Source organism: Paraburkholderia agricolaris (genome assembly GCF_009455635.1).
GTDB lineage: Bacteria > Pseudomonadota > Gammaproteobacteria > Burkholderiales > Burkholderiaceae > Paraburkholderia > Paraburkholderia agricolaris.
In genome coordinates, this window is record NZ_QPER01000002.1 from 3,253,634 (window position 1) to 3,276,967 (window position 23,334).

Sequence of the window (23,334 nt, forward strand, 5' to 3'; positions counted from 1 at the left end):
GGGCGCCCCGCCACTTTCGACGATGCAATCGACCTTGCCATGCAGTTCGGCAAGGACATCGCGACGGCAAGGTTCAAGCTGTTGCGCTGTGAGTTCACACATCTCAATCCCGCGACGGCGGCCACCGTCCGAACGAACTCTTCGAGGTCGATATGTACAAACACATTCTTGTAGCGATCGACGGCAGTGAAACGTCTGAACATGCGTTCGCCGCCGCTTTACAACTCGCTGGCGAGAGCGGCGCGCAATTGCAACCGATTTATGTCGTCGACAATCCGTTGATGGCGTACGACGCCTCCGGCTACGATCCAACGATCCTGCATGACGCGTTCGTGAAAGAAGGTCAGCGCTTGCTGGCGGACACCCTGGCGCGTATGAAACGCGAAAACGTGACCGGCACGCCGCGGATGGTGGACGTCGCGCCGATCGGCGAAGATATCTCAGAGCGCATCCGCATCACGGCCAACGAATTCAATGCGGACCTTCTGGTGCTTGGCACGCACGGACGACGGGGCTTCAAACGGCTGTTTCTCGGCAGCGTCGCCGAGCGCGTGGTGCGCAGCGCCAACTGTCCAGTGTTGCTGGTGCCGAGCCGCCAGATGCAAACCGCGCACGTAGAGCCGGCCCAAACGGATCATGCCGACGTTGCCGCTGCGATGCTGACAATGCCGCGCTAAAGCAGCACCGGTAAGATCGTGGCGAAACGGCTACGCCGCGATGATCACTTTCAGCGCGTGCGTGTCTGCAGCATGCTCGAAGGTCTCGTACGCATCGAGAATCTGATCGAATCTGAAGCGATGTGTGATCAGAAGCCCGGCGTCGAGATTGCGAGCGCGTAATGTGTCCAGCAGCATCGGTGTACTGACGGTATCCACAAGTCGCGTGGTGATGGTGATGTTACGGTCCCACAGGTGTTCGAGATGAAGATCCACTTTAACGCCATGTACGCCAATATTAGCAATCGTCCCACCAGGCGCGATGATCGCCTCGCACAACTCGAAGGTAGCCGGAATGCCGACTGCCTCTATTGCGGTGTCGACGCCGCGGTCGGCCGTGAGTTTCATCAGCGCCTCGACTGCCTTGCCGTCCCCGCTGTTGACCACGGCCGTGGCACCGAAGCGCTGCGCTGTCTCGAGTCGGCTGTTGTCGAGATCAACCATGATGATCTTGGCTGGAGAGTAAAACCTTGCTGTGAGCAGCGCAGCGAGCCCAATCGGCCCGCTGCCGACAATAGCCACGGTACTACCGGGCTGCACCTTGCCATTAAGCACACCGCACTCAAAGCCTGTCGGCAGGATATCGCTCAGCATCACCAGCGCCTCTTCGTCAGCATCGCCGGAAATCCGGTGGAGACTGGTATCCGCGTGCGGAATCCGCACGAACTCGGCCTGTGTACCGTCAATCTTGTTGCCAAGAATCCAGCCACCGCTGACGCAGTGGGAATACATAAGTTTGCGACAGTACAGGCACTTTCCGCATGCGCTGATGCATGAAATGAGGACCTGCTCACCCGGTTTGAACGCGGTGACACCTGCACCGACCTGATCGATCACGCCGGTGCCTTCGTGACCAAGCACGCGTCCCGGCTGGCAGGTCGGAACGTCACCTTTGAGAATGTGGAGATCCGTACCGCAAATTGTCGTCTTACTGATCTTGACGATCGCGTCGGTGGACGCCTCTATCTCCGGCTTGGTTCGTTCTTCAACGGCCTTCTTGCCAGGACCAAGATAAACGAGTGCTTTCATTGTCGGTAACTCCGGTTGCATGGGGTCGGCCCGTACGCAGCGACGCGTCTATTTGGGCGCCTGATGTGATGCGCAACTGTCTTCATCTGAAGCCACTCTGCCGCGTCCTTTGAAAAAAGTCGGTACGGTGGCGAACCGCATGGCGGTGGCATGCTGGACCGAACGAGTACGGCACCAGTACGGCACCGTACCGACATCGCGCCAGCTCGCGAGCAACGTGTTTCAGGCGACCAGGGCGGCGGGATTGCCGCCCTGGCTTGACCTCTTGCAGCACCTTCCAATCGCATCCCTCCAATGAGCACTCCGCAACTCCTCTCCGTCCGCCCCCCGCTTATGCCGGGAAGCGGCGCGTTGCGGCCCGGAACGAAGGCGGTCGCCGAGACCGGCCTCGTGCACATCGCTCCCGGGTTGCTCGGCAAAACATCGCGGCTGCGCTCATTCATGTTCTGGATCATCGGACTAATGGGCTTTATCGCCGTCATTCTGGTGGTGCTTCACATCGGCTCGCTGCAAAAGATGACCGAACTGATCCGCTCGGCGCGGCCAGCCTGGATGCTGGCCGCGCTTGCAGTTCAGTCCGGTACGTATGTCAGCGCGGCGTTCGTCTGGCGCGCCGCCTTGCGCCAGGCCGGTCATCCACTCTCCCTGCGCACCCTGATTCCACTGGGCATAGCCAAGGTCTTTACCGATCAGGTGCTGCCGAGCGGCGGCATCAGCGGCACGATACTGGTGGTGCATGGCCTGACCGGCCGGCTCGTACCCGCGGCCATTGCGATGAATTCACCCACGATCACGCCATCCTGCGTGGGTACTCAATCCAACCGATGTTTCGCTACCTCAGTGCGGCGTCTGGTAGGGCTGCCCTATAATGGGGTAAGGCTCGCCCGGATCGCCACCCGGATTGCACAGGCATGTCGAGGAGCGACGATGTCGAAATCGCATCAACCCAACGAGAATCACCTGCTATCGGTCTTGCCGGAGGCAGAATGGAAACGTATCGAACCGCATCTAGTGCCGGTCGATATGCCGCTGGGACAAGTGGTATACGAATCCGGCGACCGCCTCGATCACGTCTATTTCCCCACCAACGCCATCATTTCGCTGCTGTACGTCATGGAAGATGGCGCATCCGCCGAGATTGCGATCGTCGGTAATGAAGGGCTCGTCGGCATTGCGCTTTTTATGGGTGGAGAAACCACGCCCAGCCGCGCCGTTGTGCAAAGCGCAGGCCACGCTTACCGGCTGGAGGCTCGCATTCTTAAGGAGGAGTTTCATCGCGCCGGCCCGGTGCAACGGCTGCTGCTTCGCTACACTCAGGCGCTGATTACCCAGATGGCGCAAACCGCGGTCTGCAACAGGCATCATTCGATCGATCAACAGTTGTGCCGCTGGCTGCTCCTGAGCATTGACAGATTACCGTCCCATCAGTTGAAGATGACTCAGGAACTGATCGCCAATATGCTGGGTGTGCGCCGCTCCGGTGTGACCGAAGCCGCCACAAAGCTCCAGGATGCAGGATTGATCCGCTACAGCTATGGCCATATCGAGGTGCTGGATAGGACCGGCCTCGAGAAGCGCGTCTGCGAATGTTATGACGTTGTCAGACGTGAATTTGAACGGCTTTTGCCCGATCTGCGCGCAATCTAGGGGGAAGGACAGACGGGTCACAGCCTTTCGTTAAGACCTATGACCCGTCGAGGCCGAATACCCCGGCATCGGGGCTCATGGTGCGATCATTCGTTCACCCGGCAAAGCAGTCCTCTCTTTCGACCAATACCCCTCCCTGCCGTAAAACTCGTACAACGCCGTTTCGTAGTCCCGATCGACTGGAATCGCATCGTCGTATGCCGGGCTTTGCTTGATCGCATCGCGCGTTAACGTCGTTGAAACGGTTGAGCCGAACCAGTCGATCAATTCGATCCATTCTGTCGCCAGCAGGACTTCCTTGCCGCCGGGCCACCAGTTGCGCGTATCGACGGTCAGATAGCGTATGACCCAGGTTTCATCGTCGAAGATAAAACCGGAAACGTGACCGATGCTGCCGTCGATCGTTTCGATGTGGTACCCCTTCACCGCTTCGGTGCTTCGCAAATGGGTGTCCACCGGCGGCTCGTCGGCCTCGGGGTCCGGGTCGACAAGCGGAGAAACGCCCAATGGGAGTGCCGCCGTCGCAGCGGGTCCGTCGAATGCGGGATAGGCCCCCATTCCCCACACATTTGCTCCGCCCCAGTACGTCGGATAGCCGTAGTATCGCAGGTACTGGATCTCATGTTGACGCGACACAGGCTTATGCGCGTCGATATTCGGACTGTCCCTCACCTGTTGCCGCGTGAGTTTCACATGCACGGCGCTTGATCCAGGATCCGAGTGAGAAACGGCATACGGAGAAATCAGCACCTGCCGATCCCTGAGCCAGTCACCAGTTTCGACCACCAGATAGCGAACGCCCCACGCTTCGTCATCGAAGTAGACTTGCGTGACGGTTCCGACGTCACCGTCGTTCGCCTTGACGGTGGATCCCTGTAAAAACTCTATATTGCGCAACATGTTCGATACTCCGTTTCGGCTTCCCTGCGCCCGATTCACCGCGTTGTCTCTCAGCTGGAAAACGCGCGTTCAGTGAATGTGACTTCCGAAAAGCCCCAGCAATCCGATCACAATCAGATAGATCGCCACGATGTAGTTCAAAAGACGTGGCACGACAAGAATCAGGATGCCGGCAATCAATGAGACTAGTGGACCTGCACTCGTGAGCATGTGCATGATTCTCTCCTCGCTCGCACGCAGCACACACCGAATGCGAGCCTCGATCCGCTCGCGTTACAGGGTTTTGAGCCGGCTGACCTTCGTGCCGTCGAGCGTCACGCCTGCCATCAGCCCACTGTTGGTCAGCACGAACGCGTCCACCTGACCGGTTGCGGTACCCGTATCGACATTGCCGTTCGCACCGATCTTCAGCAACGCCACCGACGCATCGCCGCCCGCCGACCAGCCTTCGCTGTTACGGAATTTCGCCAGCGATTCCTCCGTCATGAACAGAAAGACGATCGCCTTCGACTGCGCGCCGGCTTGCCAGCCAATCGACCCCGTTGCCGTGCTGTAGTACCCGACGGTACGCCCGCCAACCCGCAACGAGCCCTCGCCATACTGGCCGCCGATAACGAAGCCCGCATCGATGACCGACGGGAATACCAGCACCCCACGGGCCTTCTGCACTAGTTCGCGCGATCCGTTTGCGGCGGTGTAGAGACGTCCCAAAGTCGAATCCACACCTGCGTCGATACTATGACGCTTGTTCATCTGTGCACCACTGGCGTCGGACGGGCTTGTTGTGGTGCAAGCTGACAGCGCTAGCCCGATCGCGAGGATCGAACCGGGTGTCGTAAATAGAAAAGTTCTTCGCAGCATTGTGGCCTCCACTTCCTCAGATAGCGACTCTGACACTACGCCCGATCGACTCTGCAAGCGGTACGTCAGCGTACAAACTGCCGGCTATCTATGGCGTGTGGACGCTAATTTTCGGCTTGTACGGTAACGTGCAGACATTGGCTCAAAGCCGACATACCTTACGGCAGAGGCATTGACCAGCCTCCTAAAGGAAAAAAATGTCCATGCATGAGTTCGCCAAAGATCTCGCCCACCTTGAGTACGTTCTGCCGATGCTCGAACGGGGCAATCCGCTGTCACTATCGTACTGGCGGCAACGCATCACTTCCCTGGAAGCAAAGCAAGCCCTCCTGCCCGACGGAACCAGACGTGTAGCCCGCTTGCTTAGGTTCTTCAACGAGTTCGAGCGTGGTGCGGCGCTGACCCGGTAGCACCTCGCGTCATGTGCGGTTGCGTGAAGCGTCAGCGCTAGGAAGCAAGGCGCATGACCGCACCGCATCCTAAACAGAGTGAGGTCACCATGAAACGGATTAATCATTCATTGTCTGTGGTTCTGCTGGTCACGGCGATGACAAGCGGGCCGCTTTGGGCTCAAGGAACACCGCAAACTATCAATGCGAAACGAGTCGACGTAGTACAACTGGCGAGCGGGTATCGCGCCTCCAAGATCAACGGTTCTTCCGTCTACAACCGCAACAAGGACACGATCGGGACTATCGACGATGTGATCGTCGGTCCGGCTGATCCGACGCCGTACCTTATCCTTTCAGTGGGCGGGTTTCTGGGCATGGGGACTCATCTGGTCGCGATACCGTTCAGCAGTGTCCAGATCGTCGACAAACAAATGCGGCTACCGGATGCGACCAAAGAATCCCTGCGGGCGTTGCCCGAGTTCAAGTACGCGCCGGACTAGCTCCGGGTAGTCCTCAGATGAGCTAATACTGGAGCGGTGCAAATCAGTTCCGCCGTGCGGCCAAAGCGCATACGCGCGGCCGCCGCCGTCAAGATTGCCTGCGCGTCGCAGCATCGTCCCCGGGTACCGGCAAAGGTCAGCACAGTGCCATGCCGTCGCTCAAGCGTACTCGCGGGGGCGAAATGAAAACTCCGCAAAGGCATCAATCCCGCTTAGTTCGGCGCGACGGCACCAATCCTGCAACTGAAGGAGCAACTGCTCACACGGCACATTGGAGCGGTCCCACATCGCCATGAGTTCCTCTCGCAACTCAACGCATGTAGGCAGCTTCTGGTCGCCGTCGCGCCGCAATGCCGGAGGTTGCCGAACGAGGGCCGCGCTCCCGCGCACATCATAGGTGGCCTATAGCGCTCTCAAGTCTGGCAACAGGCGGTCGAATTCCCGCTTCACCACCCCGTAGCATTCACACACGCGCTTTTCAAGCCCCGGTCGATCCAGCACTTCGATGTGACCGTGGCTGTAACGGATCAGACGGGCCTCCTGCAACTTCATCGCCGCTTCGGTGACACCGGGCCGGCGCACCCCAAGCATGTTGGCAATCAGTTCCTGAGTCATCTTCAGCTCATTGGACGGCAGGCGGTCGATGCTAAGCAGCAGCCAGCGGCACAACTGCTGGTCGATCGAATGATGCCGGTTGCACACCGCGGTCTGCGCCATCTGGGTGATTAGTGCCTGGGTATAGCGCAGCAGCAGTCGCTGCATTGGGCCGGCACGATGAAACTCCTCCTTAAGAATGCGAGCCTCCAGCCGGTACGCCTTCCCCGCGCTCTGCACAACAGCCCGGCTTGGCGTGGTGTCGCCGCCCATGAAGAGAGCAATGCCCACCACCCCCTCATTGCCAACGATCGCAATCTCGCCGGACGCGCCGTCTTCCATTACATACAGCAGAGAAACAATCGCAGTGGACGGGAAATAGACGTGATCGAGGCGGTCACCGGATTCGTAGACAACCTGACCCAGCGGCATATCCATTTGCACCACGTGCGGTCCGATACGGGCCCATTCTGCTTCAGGCAACACGGCAAGCAGATGGTTGTCGCGAGGTTGATTGATACTCGACATGAGACACCCCCGAAATCGCGAAAGAAGTGGCGTCGTATTCGTAAGATTGCGATAAGGAAGATAGGCAAGCGCAGTTGCCCCCCAGTCCATAACAGATTATATGGCGGCACAGAACCGGCGGCACATCCAGGCGCCAGAGCGCTAGCCGTGCCTATCGCTCGCGGTTCCCTCTGTCCCCGTGGCAATTACCCTGAGCAAGGCTTCATAGTCGACCGGCTTGGTCAGATGATGGTCGAACCCAGCCTCGGCCGACCTGCGGCGATCTGCCGGCAGTCCGTAGCCGGTAGTGGCGACCAGCATTGCGTTTCGATTGGCTCTGGATTCGCGTAGCCTTCTCGCTACCTCGTAACCGTCCATGCCGGCGAGTCCAATGTCGAGAAGTACGACATCGGGATTGAAAGTTTCCGCCACGCTGATTCCCAAAACCCCTTCCAGGCTGGTTTCGACCCGATGGCCGTCATTCGTCAGAAGCATTGCCAGCGCCTCGCTCGCATCCGCGTTGTCGTCAATGATGAGAATCCGCTTTGGACGCACGGCAACGGGTGTCGGCTGCGTATTCATCCGCTCCCCGGTGACGAGCCCCAGGTCAAGTGGCAGATCGACGACGAATTCACTGCCGGTCCGACCGTCGCTGATGGCCCGAACCGAGCCGCTGTGCAACTCGACCAGCCGCCGCACTACCGACAGGCCCACACCAAGGCCGTTCTGGCGCTGACTATCGGATACGGGTCCTTGAACGAACATGTCGAAAAGGCTTCCCAGCATCGAGGACGGGATACCTCTTCCATTGTCCTTGATGCTGAGCGAAAGCCGATGGGCCTTTCTGGTTGCCCGCAACTGTATGGATCCACCCGGCGCGGTATATTTCGCGGCATTGATCACGATATTCTCGACGACCTGTGACAGGCGTGTCGGGTCCGCGTTCAGCCAGACGGGCTCTTCCGGCAAGGAGACGGACAGCGTATGACGACGCTCATCAACAATGGGCTGACAAACCTCGATTGCGCTCTGAATGATTGTTTTGAGCAGAACCGTCTGTCGATTCAACTCGATACTGCCACTTGTTATCCTGGAGATATCGAGCATGTCGTTCACGAGGCGCATCATCGCGCTACCCTGCCGTTGTACGACGCCGGCGGCCCAGGTCTTCTGGGGATTCGCGACCGTTTCCGACACGAGCAGACTTCCTGCGGAGACCAGGGCCGCAAGTGGGTTACGCAGTTCATGGCCGAGCGTTGCCAGAAATTCGTTTTTCCGCCGGTCGGCCAACGCCAACTGCTCAGCGCGCTCGCGAAGATGAGCATTGCTCGCGCTGCGGTTAACGAGGTCGCGCTCAGTCGATGAAACCGCAATAGCGTTGCCCCCGTTGTCCGACAGGACCGACAGCGTCAGCCAAATATCGATCACGCGCCCGTCCTTCGTTACCCGCTGTGTTTCGTAGGAATGCAGCGCCTCGTTGTGCTCAGCATGACGGATGAAGTCGAGATGATCCTGCCTGGCACCGCGCGGCACCAGGTCGGAGACTGTCATGCCCAACGCTTCGATCTCGCTATAGCCATACATTGAGCCCGCAGCGCGGTTCCAAGCGAGAAAACGGCCTTTGAGGTCGAATACCGTCACGGCGTCGTTTGAATCCTGAACCACCGCCGCAAGGCGCCGGGCGCGTTCGTCGGCCAGCTTGACGTGGGTAATATCGGTCCAGGTGACCACGACGCCAGCAGGCGGCGCTTCGCGAACCGTAATATATGGCGTAACACGGCGAACATACCATTCCGCAGTCGCGGTTTCGATTTCCTTGTCGACCTTCTGATCGAAGCCCTGCAGTATCCGGTCGACTTCTGAAGATAAAGCGTCGCCGAGCGGGTTGCCGAGGACGTCTACTATTCTGCGTCCGATGTCAGGTGGCCCAAGTCCCAGGATTCTCGCCGCACTGGGGGTAAATCGTCTGATCAGACTCTGTCGGTCGAGAAGCAGCGTCGCGATATCCGTGCTGGCCAGCAGATTTGTGACGTCCTCGTTGAGGAGCTCCATCTGATGAATCTTCAGCTCAAGCTGGGAATTGAGGGCATTCAACTGTTCGTTGACAGTCTGCAGTTCCTCTTTCGAGGTTTCAAGCTCTTCGTTCGCGGAGCGCAGCTCCTCGTTCATCGAAAGGATTTCTTCGTTCGATACCCGCAATTCGCTGTTGCTCTCTTCTAGCTCCTCGATCGTGCTGCCGAGCTCCACCTGTGTGGTGCGCAATTCGCTCTCGAGGTGCCAGAGGTCGGAGTCGGCGCCCGAGGGGGCTGTCGATACAGGCCGGTCAACCGTCGGCAACCTGGCGAAGAGAACAAGCAATGCCTTGCCGGCGTGGGTCGTGTCGAACGATCTCGTCACCGTGATTTTCACCGCGGGCGCGCCTCCGTCAGCAACGACTTCACTGACCGGTGAGCCTCCCTGATCCTGCGTTGCCCGGCGCAATACAATCCGCAGTTTGAGGCGCAGGCCTTCGCGCGCCATGTCGAGAATGTTGCCGGTGGGCTCACCTGCCGGTTGCGTCAGATATTCGTCCGTCGAGCCGCTCACGTAGAGCACCTGGTGGGAGGAATTGATGAGTACCGATGCGGCATGGTGCTCTTCGAGCAAGGTGGCGTTGACCAGTTCCGCATAACCTTTGCTGCGGACCCCGATACGGCTCGCTGGTGGGAATTCCTCGCGGCGTGTCGTTCTGGCGGAAAACCGGTAGCCACTGGGTGCCGACGTCACGGCCGGACTGCGTTGATAAATCCTCCAGGCTCTGGACACCTCCCTGAATTGTGTCGAATCGGGGTCGGTACTCTCCGAACGGCCAAGAAACAGATAGCGCGTCGGATTAAGCGCGAAGTGGAACAGCTCGAACACCCGTTGCTGCGCTTCCGGTTCGAGGTAGATCAGCAGGTTCCGGCAACTGATCAGATCGACCCGGGAAAACGGCGGGTCGGCAATCAGGTTCTGCGGAGTAAACAAAACCGTTTCACGAAGTTCCTGCCGGATCTGGAATCCGTCGTTGTGAGCCTGAAAGAATCGCTCGAGCCGCGCCTCACCAACCGGTGACGCCACGCTGGATGAATAGACGCCCTGCCGTGCGCGCGCCAGCGCCACCCGATTCACATCAGAGGCAAGGATCATGAACGGGCGCGTTGCCTGCCGCTTCTCGATTTCTTCAGTCAGCAACATGGCCATCGAATAAGCCTCTTCGCCCGTTGCACACCCGGGCACCCATACTCGAACCGGCTGCTCGCTTTCTGGCTCGTCGAGAAGTGCGGCCAGAACGCGATCGGATAATGCGGTCCAGGCATCGGGATCGCGGAAGAACTCCGTCACACCGATCATCATGTCCAGGCTAAGCGCCTGAGCCTCCTCTACCGAAGCTTTCAGGACGTCGCAATACGCGTCCAGGCTGTCGACCCGGTTGACCGTCATGCGACGGGCAATGCGACGTTGAAGCGTCCCCCGTTTGTAGCCCCTGAAATCCGAGCCGGAAACAGCGAGTGCTCTGAGCACTGGTTCGAGATCAACCGGCTGTGCAGGATCAACCGCGACCTGTGGCATCCCGCGCGCGGATCGTCTGATGTAATCGAACAGCGCAGCAGGCAGTTGTTCGACCGGGAGCACGTAGTCCACCAACCCCGTGGCGATTGCGTAGTTTGGCATTGCGCTGTGCTCGGCCGTTTCCGGCGTTTGCGCCATCACCATACCGCCCTCAGCCTTGATCGCTCTAAGACCTGCCGAGCCGTCCGCGTTCGCGCCCGTGAGCACAATCCCGATAGCACGATCATGCTGGTCAGCGGCCAGCGACGTAAAAAACTCGTCGATTGGCATGGGGATTGCTGGACGATCAACGACGGCACGCAGTCGAAAAGTGTGCTGTTCAATCACCACCGACACTTTCGGCGGAATGACGTAGACCTGCCCCGCACGCAATCGTGCGCCGTCTTCGATCGCTGACACGGGTAAAAGGGTGTCTTTGGCCAGCAAGGCCGGCAGATGGCTGTCAGAACCCGGCGCCAGATGAACAACGATCACAAAGGCGACGTCGTCCGGAATCGCCGAGGCCGAACTAAAAAAGAGGCTCAGTGCATGAAGGGCACCGGCCGACGCACCAATCGCGACTATTCGAGGAGCAACTGCCAGGTCGGGCGCAGTAAAAGTGTTATTGGAATCATTCATGGCGCGCCGCTGGAGACTGCTGGAGTGCCAGTGTAGCGCTTATTACACAGCGATTGTTCGAGCTTCCAGCGGACGAGCATTTCGCGTATATCGGCGCGCGTCGCAAATGGGCAAGCGCGAAAGCGCATGGGAGGTGAAACGGGCTAACGACTCCAGGTTCTACGTACCACGCACGGTGCTTCGGATTTCAGCATTGATGTGTCACTCGTCGGAACAGAACGACGAACCGACAAGATTTTCAGACGACCCCTGAGGGAAGCAGTACATGTTGAAGGAAGATCATCGAACCGGCAATCACCTGCTCGCGGTACTGGACGAGGCGGAGTGGGCACGTATTGCACCGCATCTGGTACCCGTGGAGCTGTCATTGGGACAGGTCATCTACGAGGCTGGCGACCCGCTCGACCATGTCTATTTCCCATCAACATCCATCGTGTCGTTGCTGTACGTATTGGAAAGCGGCGCATCCGCTGAAATTGCCATTGTGGGAAACGAAGGGATCGTCGGCATTGCCCTCTTCATGGGCGGTGAGACCATGCCAAACCGTGCAGTAGTCCAAAGCGCAGGACGAGCGTATCGACTGAATGCTGACGTGCTGAAAGGGGAATTCCATCGCGCGGGTGCGGTACAACGCCTGTTGCTGCGCTATACCCAGGCATTGATCACGCAGATGGCGCAGACCGCCGTGTGCAACCGGCACCACTCAATTGACCAGCAACTCTGCCGGTGGCTGCTGCTAAGCCTTGATCGTCTAACCTCGAACGAACTGACGATGACGCAGGAACTGATCGCCAACATGCTCGGTGTTCGGCGAGCCGGCGTGACGGAAGCGGCCTTGAAACTGCAGGACGCCGGGCTTATCCATTACAGCTATGGCCGCATTGAAGTCCTAGACCGGCCTGGGCTCGAACTGCGGGTGTGTGAGTGCTATCGCGTTGTCAAGCGAGAGTGCGAAAGACTGCTGCCGAATCTGAAGGCCATGTGACGGGTTCAGCGTTCAGTAAGCTCGCGGGAACGCTCTCCCCGCACGGATCAATCTCGACGCGACCGCCCTGTTGAATCGAGTGCCAACCCTCCTTCGAGGAGGGGCAGTTCATCCTGCGCGAGCCGCCGTTCGAGAAAGCAAAGCGAGCGACTGTTCCTGGTCGAGCTCAGTTTGATGATGAGCGGCCCAGTATGACCCGTTGCAGCCGGGCGGCTGCCCGTCAAGGTCGCGCGATCTCAAGCCCATATAGGACGTTCACCCATCTTCCTACCCATACTTCGTGTGGAAATTGTGCGGGATCGTAGCGGAAGCAGCAAGCACGTCGTTACCCATTGACTGCTTTGAAATCAGCGCTCTGGCGGCCTGGAAAAGCCCAAGAGTCACAACGTCGACGATAGCCTGAAGGAGCGCCCACAAGGCGTTCCGGCGGAAGGCAGCCCCCTCCAACAATTGACCGCAATGCTCGGCCAGGTATGACTCCCGCTCTGCCCGAACACGGCCTACTCATCATCTTACCCATACTCCAAGCTCAATGGAGCTACAGACTCGAAACCGGCACGCATGGCGCTTCCGATCCTGTCGTCGTGTCGCGCTATCTCAAATGCCCACTCGAGATTGATAACCACCCGCCGCAAAGCCAACGCTAAGCTTTGCTTGGGCCAATTTTGGCCCCGATACCGTCCGCGACACCGGCATTTCTTTCTGGCACTCGACGGCCTTAGGTTGTCTCGACTGCGGCGACGATTTTCATTGTCCAACCGCCGCTCGCCTAACTACGTCGGCCGGCGGACGCGCGCCTGAGCCGACTTTGCTTTGGCATGTTGATGTAGGCATGCGCCCTCACTGCACCACAGCGGTCGTTCAACAACGGCAATCTCGAACGACCGCTGTGGCATCAACGAACGCGTACTCTCGACCCGTTGCGAACGGTAGCCACTTCTCGCCTATAACGAACGCCTTCGAGCTAGACTGGCCGCTCGCCAATGCGAACACCGAGACGAATGCGTAACCGCGATCGTCATTCAAACAGCTTTGCTCCTTTAAGCCTGCGACGAGAATTGCGGAATCGAGCGCGAACCACTACCTACTGATTGGGCAAGTAGGACACGCTCGTCACCTAGTTGGAATGACTCAGCGTAGCTGAACAGTCAATAGTGGATGTCTGGATAACGCTCGTGCCAGGAGTGGGCTTCTTCCAGCGCAGTAGCCAGTTGCAGAAGCGTACCTTCGCCGCCGAGCGGGCCGACGAACTGAACACCGATCGGGAGTCCCGCACTGCTGGTGTACAACGGCAGCGAAATGCCCGGTTGGCCACCGACATTGAACGGAAACAGGAACGCGGTGTCTGGCAGAAATTCGGCGTTATATGCCTCGTAGTCTCCTTTGCTCATCTGATAAGACGAACCGAGCGCGAACGCGGTACGGCGCATTACCGGCGTGATGAAAACGTCAAAAGGGGCAAGGTCCTGGGCGATATCGATGGCTGCATAGCGAATCGTGTCGATATCTTTCGCGTGCTGCAGCCCATCAATGCTGCGCCCTTTCGCGACGTTCTCCCACGTGTAGGCCTCGACGTCGTCCCGAGTCAGCGGATGGCCGAACGTCGCAGCCGCGGCGTCGAACTGAACCGCGGCTTGAACCGCGATCACCTGCCGGTATGCTTTCCACGCGTCTGCCGGGTTGACGGCGAGATCGTGCTCTTCGACGCTATGGCCGAGCGCTTCGACCTGACGGGCTGTCGCCCGGACTGCTTCCGCCACCTCGGGATCGACACTGCCGCCGCCGGGAAGTGTCACGCTAAAAGCACAGCGCAGCTTGCCCGACGGCTTCAACGCGATATCGGAGAACGACTGTTCCGGCAGCGGCAGAGCATACGGCTCGCCAGCACGTGCGCCGGCGACCGCGTCAAGGTAGGCCGCGGTGTCCCGAACCGAGCGCGACAGACACAGGAACACAGCGCCCCCGTGCCAGAAATCGGCCGCTGGCGACAAGGTGATACGGCCGCGCGACGGTTTGAGTCCCACCGTTCCGCACATGGCGGCCGGCATACGGATGGAGCCGGCCCCGTCGCTTCCCTCCGCAAGCGGCACCATGCGCGAAGCGACGGCAGCGGCCGCGCCACCGCTGGAGCCGCCCGGGGTCAGTTGCGGATTCCAGGGGTTACGCGTCGGCCCGTTAAGCGCGGGCTCGGTCGTCAATGCCCAGCCGTTTTCCGGAACGTTAGTAAAGCCGAAGGGCACCAGACCGGCAGCGCGCATTCGGCGAACTGCTTCGTTATCAGCCGTTGAGACCGGATTGAATTTTTTATAGAAACGACAACTGTTGGTTGTTTGTGTGCCCGCGGCAGCCGTTGCCAGATCCTTGAGAAGAAACGGCACCCCGGCAAACGTACTGCTGAGCGACACCTGCGTCGCTTCTTTCCGGGCCTGCTCATAGGCTTTCTGAGTGACTGCGTTCAACTGGGGATTCAAAGTCTCAACCGCATCGATTGCCACCTCGAGCAGTTCGAGCGGCGAAATCTGCTTCTGCTTTATCAGCGCGGCGAGTCCGAGCGCATCGGTGCTCGCGTAAAGTTGCGCCAACTCGGTCTTGGTGCTGCTCATTTCCCTTCTCCTTTCAACTAACGTTTTTTCGGTCGTCCTTCTATGGCCGACCGTCCTGCTAATCAAAGTCGCCGTGCGTCGGGCCGATGCTCGCGCCCTCAGGCGGGAAGCGACTGGGTCGACTCCGCTTTCTGCCGTCCGCGAAAGCCGATCAGATGCACGAAGGCCGCAACGCAGGCGAGACCGAGCGGATAAAGCCAGAACGATTTCCAGCTTGCCAGAGCGAGTCCGCCAGACGCCGCCGGCACGTACGAGTTGTAGAGATGCCCGGCGACCTGAGCGCCGATCAGCATGCCGAGGCCGTAGGTGAAGAACATTACCAGACCCTGCGCTTGTCCTTTGGCCGCTGCCCCAGCAATCTTCTCCGTGTAGATGAAGGCGGTCACGAATAGAAAGTCATAACAGATGCCGTGGATCGCTATGCCGATGAAAACCAGCGTCAGACTCGGCGGCAACGAGCCGGCAGAGTACAAACAGTATCGGACGATCCATCCGATCATGCCCGCCAGAATCATCCATTTATAGCCGACACGCTTGATCAGGAGGGGGATCAACGCAATCGCCACGAGGTCGCTCAATTGGCCGATGGTCATCACGGTGCCGACCTGCTTGAAGCCGACGGCATCGGCGAACGTCGCGGTGTACGCGTAGTAAAACGTCAGCGGCACGGTAATCAACATCATGCACAGCAGCAAAATGACGAATTGCCCATGCTTGAACAGCACGAGACCGTCCCGGAAGGAAGAACCTCGTTGTGCGAGAGTCGTAGCGTTCGGCCGTCGTTTCGGCAAAGTCAGGCTGACGAACCCGAGGATCGCCGAGGACACGGCAGCGATATCGAAGATCACCGTACTATCCGACAACCCCAGCGATCCGATGAAAAAGCCCGGCACGATCCACCCCACATTGGCGAATATGCGCAGATAGGGAAAATTCTCCGCTGTACCCAGATGGTGGAAGGCGACGTTATTGGTCAGCGACAAGGTCGGCATGAAGCACATGTTGTAGACGAACAGCGTGGCCAGCAGCCAGAACGCGTCATGATGTTCGATCAACGACGGAACCAGCGCGAGCAGCACCGCGCCGATCAGGTGCAGAACGGCCAAAACGCGTTCGGCGCTAAAGTACCGGTCGATCAGATAGCCGAATAGAAACGGTGTGATCAGCGACGCGACTGGGCCGAGCGAATAAACATTGCCGATCTCGCTGCCCAATCCATGCTTGCTCAAGACGAGCCCTGCGGTGACGAACCACGCCCCCCAGATAAAAAAGTTGAGAAACATTACCGCGGCGATACGCACATAGACGCTCATGATGCTTCCTCTTTAACTGAGGCAGGACGTTGAATGCGGGCCAAGGCACGCGCCGGTATGTCCGGCGGCGACCTCGTCGGCCCCTGAAAAGGCGCACGCCGACGCGACGCCCAGGCTGCCGAATTGATCTCGAGCAGATGCCATACATTTCCTTCCAAAGCTGTTGATACGACTCGGGGTACCTCAATCGACGTTCGTCAATCGGGTGCAGACAAATCAGAAGGTATGTTTCATCGCAATGCGCAGCGCTAATTGACGCCGGTTGCTCGACGCGTCCAGACCGGTGATCTGTGCGACTTGCGCGGCTCCCGCGGCCTGCTCATAAATGGCCATCGCGTAGAGATCGGTTCGCTTCGACAGGAAATAGTCGGCTAACAGGTTGAACTGGTGGTACTTGGGACTTGCGTCCGTCGCATTGTTGTCGCCGAAAGTATAGGTGTAGGATCCGAGCACGCTGAACGAAGGTGTCACGTCATAGTGCACTGCGGCCTCGAGATTCTTGAAACTCACGTTATGTCCCGCATCGCCGCCTTCGAAAAGCGTATTCGTATAACTCAGCAGAAATTTGGCTTGACCCAGCGTGTACGAAGCGCCCACACCCAGGATGTTCTCGTACTTCGCCGCTGCCAGATAACTTCCGTACACGGTGTTGGTGAACGCAGCGCTGTTTTGCAGGTAGCTATTCAGTCCGCTCGCAGGACTGTTTGCACGAAGGTAAGCAGCGCCGACCCCAAACGGTCCGTACGAGTAGTTCGCACCCGCACTCCACATCCCGTTTTTGTTGAACTGCCCCGGAATGCCGCCAAGGCTATATACCCCACCGAAGGTCAGACCGCCATAGTTCACGCTTTTGTACTTGATGGTGTTGGTCTCCACCACACTGTTGTCGGTATTGTCGACGTCCAGAGGGTGTGCAAAGTACAAGCCTGCATAGCCGCCATTCGACGTGTACGGAGCAACGTAATCGACGATCGAATCGTATTGAACACCCATCGTGAGCGTGCCGAATTGGCTGCTGGCGAGACCGACATAAGCTTGTCGCGTGAATTCGGCGTTGTTTCCATAGCCTTGCCCAGTGAATCCGCTAAAGCCGCTTTCGAGCTTAAACACGGTTTTCAATCCGCCGCCCAGATCCTCAGCTCCCGTCAAGCCCCAATGACTGCCGACCGGCACACCGCTTACCGCCTGAACGCTGCTCTTACCACCTTGATTCGTGGAATACGTGAGACCTGAATCAATCAGACCGTACAGCGTGACACTGCTTTGCGCCGATGCTCCACATGCATAAGCAAAAACTGCAAGACCAAAAACAAAACGCGAGTTCACTTTTCATCTCCAAGAGTGGTTGCATAGGTGACATACGCGGCAATCTCCGGTGACGGAATCGAGCCGTAATGTCACGTCAATTTTTTGTAGTAATACTAAGCAAAGTGTGTCGATTGGCACATTTCCAGATGCTCCTTCCATAACGCTGCTCAACGATACTCAGTACCTTGCTAACATGCGTCTTTCGAGACCCTCTTCCTTCAATCAGGTCACGCGGCCACTTGACTGTGACCGTGGAACAAGCTTAAGTAGAGGAAAAATATTTTTCAATAGGTAAAAACGTGTCGATCATGAAAAAAACATCTCAGACGCTGCTTGACCGCTTACGTTCGTCACTCCAGGCCCTCAGTCCTGCCGAGAAGCGGGTAGCGATGACCTTGATAGCGGATTTTCCGATCACAGGCTTGAAGACCGTGGTCGAGATTGCGAACGCGGCGGGCGTGAGCGCCGCGACCGTATCGCGCTTCGCGGAAACGATCGGCTTTTCGAGCTTTCCCGAGTTTCAGCGCGCGTTGCACGGCGACGTGGTAGCCCGCTTCTCGTCGCCCGGTGCCCTATTCGACAGGCTCCCGGAGCCTGCGCCGGACGCGGGCGATCCGGCCAAAGCCACGCGCCTGTTTACGCGACTCATCAGTCAGACCATGGATTCGCTAAACATGGACGAGGTCCGCTCCTTCGTTGAAAAGCTCGCCGACCCCAAGCGGACGATCTACTTTCTGGGTGGCAGGCAAAGCACATCGATCGCGCGCTACTTCCATCAATTACTGCACAACTTACGCGGCCGCACGGTATTCATCGACGCCGTGGACACTGCCGCCATCGACATGCTGCTGGAACTCGATGCGCGCGCCACGCTGGTCGCGTTCGATTTCCGCCGCTATCAGCAGGACACGGCGAATTTCGTGCAAGCCGCAGCCGCGCGTAAGGCACAGATCGTTCTGATTACCGATCCGTACATGTCGCCGGCCGTCAAATACGCCAGCCAGGCATTCATTTGCCAGACAGAAACCGGCTTCCCATTCGACGGCTATACCAGTGCGCTGGCGCTCGTCGACTTCTTCATGCATCAGATCTTCGTCACGAGCGGTGAAAAAGTTCACGACCGGATCTCGCGACTCGAAGGCGTACGAGAGGAATTCGGACTTGAATACGTGTTGAAGCAATGAGCGGCGCGACGTCGGCGTCGCGCCGCTGCGCCCTTAGAGCGCGACCATGTGAGGATAGGCATATGAGCGGTCGGCGATGCGCGTCTCCTTGATGGTCCGCGGCGACACCCAGCGCAGCAGGTTAAGCGGCGAGCCCGCCTTGTCGTTGGTGCCGCTGCGGCGCGCTCCACCGAACGGCTGCTGTCCGACCACGGCGCCAGTCGGCTTGTCGTTGATATAGAAATTGCCCGCGGAGAAGCGCAACGCGTCGCGCGCCGATGCGAGCGCACTGCGCTCCTGCGCGAACACGGCGCCGGTCAACGCGTACGGACTAGTTTCGTCGACGAGACGCAGCACCTCGTCCCATTTGGCGTCCGGATAAACATACACGCTCAGCACCGGACCGAAGATCTCTTCCCGCATCGTCACGGCCAGCGGATCGCTTGCTTCGATCACCGTCGGCTCGATGAAATATCCGCTCTCGTCGTCGCTCGATCCGCCAGCCACAATTTGCGTCACGGCATCGGACTTCGCCACGTCCAGATAACCGTTGATCCTCGAGAATGCTTTGCGATCGATCACCGCGCTTATGAAATTCTCGAAATCCGTCACCCGTCCCGCCCTGATTTCGGCAACCGCCGCCACGAGGCGCTCCTTGACCGCCGGCCAAAGCGACGAAGGGATGTATGCGCGCGACGCCGCGCTGCATTTCTGTCCCTGGTATTCGAACGCACCGCGGATCAACGCGATGCTGAGCGTGTCGACGTCGGCGGAGCGGTGCGCAAGTACGAAGTCCTTCCCGCCAGTTTCACCGACAAGACGCGGATAACCGCGGTACAGAGGTAAGTTGATCGATGCCGAGCGCCACAGCGAATCGAACACCGTCGTGGAACCCGTGAAATGCAGCCCGGCGAATTCGCTCGACGCCAGCACGGCTTGCGTGACGGTCGCCGCGTCACCAGGAACGAAATTGATGACGCCAGGCGGCAATCCGGCTTCTTCCAGCAATTGGAGGAACAGGTAGTTGCTAAGCGCCGCAGTCGCCGCCGGCTTCCATACGACTGTGTTGCCCATCAGCGCCGGGGCGCACGCGAGGTTGCCGCCGATCGCCGTGAAGTTGAACGGCGTTACCGCGTAGACGAAGCCTTCGAGCGGCCGGTATTCGAGCGAATTACCGACGCCTTTTGACGACACCGGTTGCATTGACTGAATCTGACGTGCAAAGCTCACATTGAAACGCAAGAAATCGATCAATTCACAAGCCGAGTCGATCTCCGCTTGTTGCACCGTCTTGCCCTGGCCGAGCATGGTTGCCGCGTTCAGACGTTGGCGCCAAGGTCCCGCGAGCAGGTCCGCTGCTTTCAGAAACACGGCCGCGCGGTCCTCGAATGACCAGCGAGACCAATCGCACTGAGCTTCGACAGCGGCGTCGATCGCGCGCCCGACTTCCGGCAAACCGGCCTGCGCTACCTGTGCGAGCACATGAGCGTGCTGATCGGGACGCGTGACTGCTACCGTATCGCCCGAGACAATGCGGCGCGCGCCGACGACCACCGGAATTTCAACGACCGCGGACAACTGGGTATTCAATTCGGCACTCAGAATGGAGCGTTCGTCCGAACCGGGACGGTACGTCAGAACCGGTTCATTGACCGGTAATATTTCGTTGTTCATATCATGTCCAGAAAAGATGGATGCGCGAGAAACGTGCCGGAGACCGGCTACATATTCGGATAATTCGGACCGCCACCACCTTCAGGCGTCACCCAGACGATGTTCTGGGTCGGGTCCTTGATATCGCAGGTCTTGCAGTGCACGCAGTTCTGCGCGTTGATCACGAGCCGCTCGCTGCCGTCGTCGTTCTTCACGAACTCATAGACTGCGGCCGGGCAGTAGCGCGATTCCGGACCGGCATAGGTCTGCCAGTTCACATTCACCGGCACCGAAGGGTCTTTCAGCGTCAGGTGATCCGGCTGGTTCTCTTCATGATTCGTGTTCGAAATGAACACCGACGAGAGCCGGTCGAACGTCAGCTTGCCATCCGGCTTCGGATAGACAATCTGCTTGCACTGCGATGCGGGTTTGAGCATCTCGTGATCGGAATGCTGGTGATGCAGCGTCCACGGCACATTGCCGCCCAGCAGCTTCTGCTCGATGCCGACCATCAGCGTACCGAGGTACAGGCCCTTGCTCATCCACTGCTTGAAGTTGCGCGCGCGATGCAGTTCCGTGTGCAGCCACGAAGTCTTGAACGACTCCGGATAGGCCGTCAATTCATCGCTGGTGCGGCCAGCCTGCACGGCCTCAAATGCGGCATCGGCGGCCAGCATGCCGGTCTTGATCGCCGCATGCGAGCCCTTGATCCGCGATGCGTTCAGGAAGCCCGCATCGTCGCCGACCAGTGCGCCGCCCGGGAACACCAGCTTCGGCAACGACATCAGCCCGCCTGCGGTGATGGCCCGTGCGCCGTACGACACCCGCTTGCCGCCTTCCAGAATCGCCCGGATGGCCGGATGCGTCTTGTAGCGCTGGAATTCCTCGAACGGCGACAGGTACGGATTCGTGTAGCCGAGGCCGACCACGAAGCCCACCACCACCTGGTTGTTGTCCATGTGATAGAGGAACGAGCCGCCGTACGTGTCGTTCTCCAGCGGCCAGCCGGCGGTGTGCATCACCAGACCCGGCTTGTGCTTCACCGGATCGATTTCCCACAGCTCCTTGATGCCGATCCCGTAGACCTGCGGATCGACGCCTTCGCGCAGCTTGAACTTGTCGTTCAGCTGGCGGCCCAGGTGCCCACGCGCGCCTTCGCAGAACAGCGTGTACTTCGCGTGCAACTCCATGCCGAGCTGGAAGTTCTCGGTCGGCTCGCCATCCTTGCCGATGCCCAGATTGCCGGTGGCGACACCTTTGACCGAGCCGTCGTCGTTATACAGAATCTCGGCGGCGGGAAAGCCCGGGAAAATCTCGACGCCGAGCGCCTCGGCCTGCTGACCCAGCCAGCGCGTGACGTTCGCGAGGCTCACCACGTAGTTGCCGTGGTTCTTGAAGTTGTCCGGCAGCGCCCAGACCGGCACGCTTTTAGACCCGGTTTCGGTCAGGAACAGGAATTTGTCTTCGGTCACGTCCACCGTCAGCGGCGCGCCTTTTTCTTTCCAGTCAGGGATCAGTTCGGTGATCGCGCGCGGATCCATCACCGCGCCCGACAGGATATGAGCCCCGATCTCCGAGCCTTTTTCCAGTACGCACACGCCAATCTCGACGCCTTTCTCAGCCGCCAGCTGCTTCAGGCGGATCGCCGCGGACAGGCCAGCCGGGCCGCCGCCGACGATCACGACGTCGTATTCCATCGACTCGCGAATCACCGCCGAATCGGCGGCAGCGCGCGAGTTATCGTTTCCTACGAAACCCATAATGTCACCTGTCGACTCTCGGTCTCACAAGCACAGTTCAGGCAGCGAAAGATCGAGGGACCTGTCTACACCTTCGAGCGGATAGATACGCCGCGCATTGCGAAAGGCGACAGAAGCCGCAATCTGCTCGGCGTCCTTTGTTGTACACGCGCCAGCGGCGACCCACTCATCCAGCACGATACCGAGCGTTTTGCGGAACTGCAGCGCGCCAAGAAAATGCAATTCAGGCAGACCGAATGCGTCCGAACTGAACAGCTGCTTCGAGAACGGCCCCATCTCCATCGCATGCCGCATCGCGGTCGTTGCCGACGGACCTAGAAAATTTAGGATCGCGCCAACGTCGTAATACACGTTCTGGAAAATTTCCGAGAGCCACCCTGCTTCGCGAATGAACGGATAGTTGTGCAACAACGTCACGGGCACGCCGGCCTCCTCCGTCAATTTCAGAAAGTCTGTGAAGTGCGTCGGATCGCATGCGTGCATGTAGACGTCGGGATCGCCGAATCCGACATGCAATTGCAGCGGAAACTGCTTCTCCTGGCAAATATCGAGGCCGAGAAAAAGACCGAAGCGCAGTAATACCGGGTCCATCAGACGAGGGGCGTCATCGCCCATCGAAGCAAGCCACCGACCTGCTGCGGCTTCGACTTCCTGCGCCGATGGCCGCGTCTGATCGATCTTGAATGTGGCGCGATAGGCGACCACGCTCTTCAGACCGACCGCGTTGACGACACGGCTGCGCAACTCCGCTTCGCAACGTCTCGCGAAACCAGCGGCATCGCCGTTGCGCGCCACGCTTTCGATGACCGCCTCGATGCGCACCACCTCGCGGGCCGCGGCCGCACCGAGCCGACCCACCTCGACGGTGTCCGTGAGGCGAGCCGATCGGTGTCCGGTGTCCACAAGATACGTGGCGATGCCAGACGCGCGCAGCAGGCGCCGCGACACTTCTTCCGCGCCGAGCTCGAGACGCCGGGCCACGTACGCATCCGGGTCGACGAACGGGTCGAGGTCCAGCACCGGCGCGCAGTGACGGCGGATCAACAATCCGAGGGGCTTGTCGAAGTGACTGGTGCCGGGCGTGGGCGGCCGGTAGCTTTCCGACATCAGCCCCTCAAGTCCTTTCCGGTCGAGATCGCTCTTGATGGTGCCGTGGCAGTGATGGTCAACGAGTGGCAAATTGAGATCGATCAT

General features: G+C 59.1%; 19 protein-coding genes. 6 read left to right on the plus strand and 13 right to left on the minus strand.

Annotation, left to right across the window (positions count from 1 at the left end):
- Positions 1-152 precede the first annotated feature (152 nt).
- Positions 153-677: a universal stress protein gene (locus tag GH665_RS35855; RefSeq protein ID WP_153141777.1), complete on the plus strand. Its 525-nt coding sequence runs from the start codon at positions 153-155 to the stop codon at positions 675-677.
- 30 nt (positions 678-707) lie between these two features.
- Here the strand turns inward: GH665_RS35855 and GH665_RS35860 are convergent, their stop codons facing one another.
- Positions 708-1,745, minus strand: a complete 1,038-nt coding sequence (locus tag GH665_RS35860; protein WP_153141778.1) for a zinc-dependent alcohol dehydrogenase family protein — start codon at positions 1,743-1,745, stop codon at positions 708-710.
- A 927-nt stretch (positions 1,746-2,672) separates the two neighbouring features.
- On the opposite strand from GH665_RS35860, the gene GH665_RS39345 reads away from it, so the two are divergent.
- Positions 2,673-3,392 carry a Crp/Fnr family transcriptional regulator gene (locus GH665_RS39345; protein ID WP_167531079.1) on the plus strand — a complete coding sequence of 240 codons (720 nt, stop codon included), beginning with the start codon at positions 2,673-2,675 and terminating at the stop codon, positions 3,390-3,392.
- Positions 3,393-3,467: 75 nt separating this feature from the next.
- On the opposite strand, the gene GH665_RS35870 is transcribed toward GH665_RS39345, so the two are convergent.
- From GH665_RS35870 to GH665_RS35880, 3 genes are all read right to left on the minus strand, one after another.
- Positions 3,468-4,292 carry a PRC-barrel domain-containing protein gene (locus GH665_RS35870; protein ID WP_153141780.1) on the minus strand — a complete coding sequence of 275 codons (825 nt, stop codon included), beginning with the start codon at positions 4,290-4,292 and terminating at the stop codon, positions 3,468-3,470.
- Between the two features lie 69 nt (positions 4,293-4,361).
- Complete coding sequence (locus tag GH665_RS35875; RefSeq protein WP_074288095.1) at positions 4,362-4,508, minus strand: DUF3096 domain-containing protein; 147 nt, start codon at positions 4,506-4,508, stop codon at positions 4,362-4,364.
- A 57-nt stretch (positions 4,509-4,565) separates the two neighbouring features.
- Positions 4,566-5,153, minus strand: a complete 588-nt coding sequence (locus tag GH665_RS35880; RefSeq protein ID WP_153141781.1) for a BPSL1445 family SYLF domain-containing lipoprotein — start codon at positions 5,151-5,153, stop codon at positions 4,566-4,568.
- A gap of 203 nt (positions 5,154-5,356) precedes the next feature.
- Between GH665_RS35880 and GH665_RS35885 the strand changes: the two genes are divergently transcribed.
- Both GH665_RS35885 and GH665_RS35890 read left to right on the plus strand, forming a co-directional pair.
- Positions 5,357-5,563: a hypothetical protein gene (locus GH665_RS35885; RefSeq protein WP_246216481.1), complete on the plus strand. Its 207-nt coding sequence runs from the start codon at positions 5,357-5,359 to the stop codon at positions 5,561-5,563.
- A gap of 53 nt (positions 5,564-5,616) precedes the next feature.
- On the plus strand, positions 5,617-6,045 hold the full coding sequence (locus tag GH665_RS35890) for a PRC-barrel domain-containing protein (protein ID WP_246216482.1): 429 nt from the start codon (positions 5,617-5,619) through the stop codon (positions 6,043-6,045).
- A 159-nt stretch (positions 6,046-6,204) separates the two neighbouring features.
- Here the strand turns inward: GH665_RS35890 and GH665_RS39585 are convergent, their stop codons facing one another.
- The 3 genes from GH665_RS39585 to GH665_RS35900 all read right to left on the minus strand — a co-directional run bounded on the left by GH665_RS39585 (position 6,205) and on the right by GH665_RS35900 (position 11,355).
- Positions 6,205-6,435 carry a DesA/ISL3 alpha bundle tail domain-containing protein gene (locus GH665_RS39585; protein ID WP_425496066.1) on the minus strand — a complete coding sequence of 77 codons (231 nt, stop codon included), beginning with the start codon at positions 6,433-6,435 and terminating at the stop codon, positions 6,205-6,207.
- Positions 6,436-6,447: 12 nt separating this feature from the next.
- Positions 6,448-7,167 carry a Crp/Fnr family transcriptional regulator gene (locus GH665_RS35895; RefSeq protein ID WP_153141783.1) on the minus strand — a complete coding sequence of 240 codons (720 nt, stop codon included), beginning with the start codon at positions 7,165-7,167 and terminating at the stop codon, positions 6,448-6,450.
- Positions 7,168-7,308: 141 nt separating this feature from the next.
- Entirely contained in the window at positions 7,309-11,355 is a 4,047-nt protein-coding gene (locus GH665_RS35900) for a CheR family methyltransferase (protein ID WP_153141784.1), read from the minus strand.
- Between the two features lie 265 nt (positions 11,356-11,620).
- Between GH665_RS35900 and GH665_RS35905 the strand changes: the two genes are divergently transcribed.
- On the plus strand, positions 11,621-12,340 hold the full coding sequence (locus GH665_RS35905) for a Crp/Fnr family transcriptional regulator (RefSeq protein WP_153141785.1): 720 nt from the start codon (positions 11,621-11,623) through the stop codon (positions 12,338-12,340).
- Positions 12,341-13,488: 1,148 nt separating this feature from the next.
- Here the strand turns inward: GH665_RS35905 and GH665_RS35910 are convergent.
- The 3 genes from GH665_RS35910 to GH665_RS35920 all read right to left on the minus strand — a co-directional run bounded on the left by GH665_RS35910 (position 13,489) and on the right by GH665_RS35920 (position 17,582).
- Entirely contained in the window at positions 13,489-14,943 is a 1,455-nt protein-coding gene (locus tag GH665_RS35910; protein WP_153141786.1) for an amidase, read from the minus strand.
- 98 nt (positions 14,944-15,041) lie between these two features.
- On the minus strand, positions 15,042-16,256 hold the full coding sequence (locus tag GH665_RS35915; protein WP_153141787.1) for an MFS transporter: 1,215 nt from the start codon (positions 16,254-16,256) through the stop codon (positions 15,042-15,044).
- 216 nt (positions 16,257-16,472) lie between these two features.
- Complete coding sequence (locus GH665_RS35920) at positions 16,473-17,582, minus strand: porin (protein ID WP_153141788.1); 1,110 nt, start codon at positions 17,580-17,582, stop codon at positions 16,473-16,475.
- Positions 17,583-17,872: 290 nt separating this feature from the next.
- Between GH665_RS35920 and GH665_RS35925 the strand changes: the two genes are divergently transcribed.
- Positions 17,873-18,748, plus strand: a complete 876-nt coding sequence (locus tag GH665_RS35925) for a MurR/RpiR family transcriptional regulator (protein ID WP_153141789.1) — start codon at positions 17,873-17,875, stop codon at positions 18,746-18,748.
- A gap of 33 nt (positions 18,749-18,781) precedes the next feature.
- Here GH665_RS35925 and pruA read toward each other — a convergent pair whose 3' ends face one another.
- Genes pruA through GH665_RS35940 form a run of 3 tightly spaced genes read right to left on the minus strand, consistent with a single transcriptional unit; the run spans position 18,782 to position 23,334 of the window.
- The gene (pruA, locus tag GH665_RS35930; RefSeq protein ID WP_153141790.1) at positions 18,782-20,401 is read right to left on the minus strand and encodes an L-glutamate gamma-semialdehyde dehydrogenase; all 1,620 of its coding nucleotides are present in this window, start codon (positions 20,399-20,401) and stop codon (positions 18,782-18,784) included.
- A gap of 47 nt (positions 20,402-20,448) precedes the next feature.
- Positions 20,449-22,140 carry an electron transfer flavoprotein-ubiquinone oxidoreductase gene (locus GH665_RS35935; protein ID WP_217361935.1) on the minus strand — a complete coding sequence of 564 codons (1,692 nt, stop codon included), beginning with the start codon at positions 22,138-22,140 and terminating at the stop codon, positions 20,449-20,451.
- 24 nt (positions 22,141-22,164) lie between these two features.
- Positions 22,165-23,334: an amidohydrolase family protein gene (locus tag GH665_RS35940; protein ID WP_153141791.1), complete on the minus strand. Its 1,170-nt coding sequence runs from the start codon at positions 23,332-23,334 to the stop codon at positions 22,165-22,167.

Excerpts from the sequence above, each read along its gene's own strand:
- GH665_RS35905 (WP_153141785.1), top strand. The coding sequence starts at position 11,621 with ATGTTGAAGGAAGATCATCGAACCGGCAATCACCTGCTCGCGGTACTG.
- GH665_RS35870 (WP_153141780.1), bottom strand. The coding sequence starts at position 4,292 with ATGTTGCGCAATATAGAGTTTTTACAGGGATCCACCGTCAAGGCGAAC.
- GH665_RS35895 (WP_153141783.1), bottom strand. The coding sequence starts at position 7,167 with ATGTCGAGTATCAATCAACCTCGCGACAACCATCTGCTTGCCGTGTTG.
- pruA (WP_153141790.1), bottom strand. The coding sequence starts at position 20,401 with ATGAACAACGAAATATTACCGGTCAATGAACCGGTTCTGACGTACCGT.
- GH665_RS35855 (WP_153141777.1), top strand. The coding sequence starts at position 153 with ATGTACAAACACATTCTTGTAGCGATCGACGGCAGTGAAACGTCTGAA.
- GH665_RS35900 (WP_153141784.1), bottom strand. The coding sequence starts at position 11,355 with ATGAATGATTCCAATAACACTTTTACTGCGCCCGACCTGGCAGTTGCT.
- GH665_RS35910 (WP_153141786.1), bottom strand. The coding sequence starts at position 14,943 with ATGAGCAGCACCAAGACCGAGTTGGCGCAACTTTACGCGAGCACCGAT.
- GH665_RS39345 (WP_167531079.1), top strand. The coding sequence starts at position 2,673 with ATGTCGAAATCGCATCAACCCAACGAGAATCACCTGCTATCGGTCTTG.
- GH665_RS35860 (WP_153141778.1), bottom strand. The coding sequence starts at position 1,745 with ATGAAAGCACTCGTTTATCTTGGTCCTGGCAAGAAGGCCGTTGAAGAA.
- GH665_RS35940 (WP_153141791.1), bottom strand. The coding sequence starts at position 23,334 with ATGATCGATCTCAATTTGCCACTCGTTGACCATCACTGCCACGGCACC.
- GH665_RS35880 (WP_153141781.1), bottom strand. The coding sequence starts at position 5,153 with ATGCTGCGAAGAACTTTTCTATTTACGACACCCGGTTCGATCCTCGCG.
- GH665_RS35885 (WP_246216481.1), top strand. The coding sequence starts at position 5,357 with ATGCATGAGTTCGCCAAAGATCTCGCCCACCTTGAGTACGTTCTGCCG.
- GH665_RS35935 (WP_217361935.1), bottom strand. The coding sequence starts at position 22,140 with ATGGGTTTCGTAGGAAACGATAACTCGCGCGCTGCCGCCGATTCGGCG.
- GH665_RS35925 (WP_153141789.1), top strand. The coding sequence starts at position 17,873 with ATGAAAAAAACATCTCAGACGCTGCTTGACCGCTTACGTTCGTCACTC.
- GH665_RS35875 (WP_074288095.1), bottom strand. The coding sequence starts at position 4,508 with ATGCACATGCTCACGAGTGCAGGTCCACTAGTCTCATTGATTGCCGGC.
- GH665_RS35890 (WP_246216482.1), top strand. The coding sequence starts at position 5,617 with ATGACCGCACCGCATCCTAAACAGAGTGAGGTCACCATGAAACGGATT.
- GH665_RS35915 (WP_153141787.1), bottom strand. The coding sequence starts at position 16,256 with ATGAGCGTCTATGTGCGTATCGCCGCGGTAATGTTTCTCAACTTTTTT.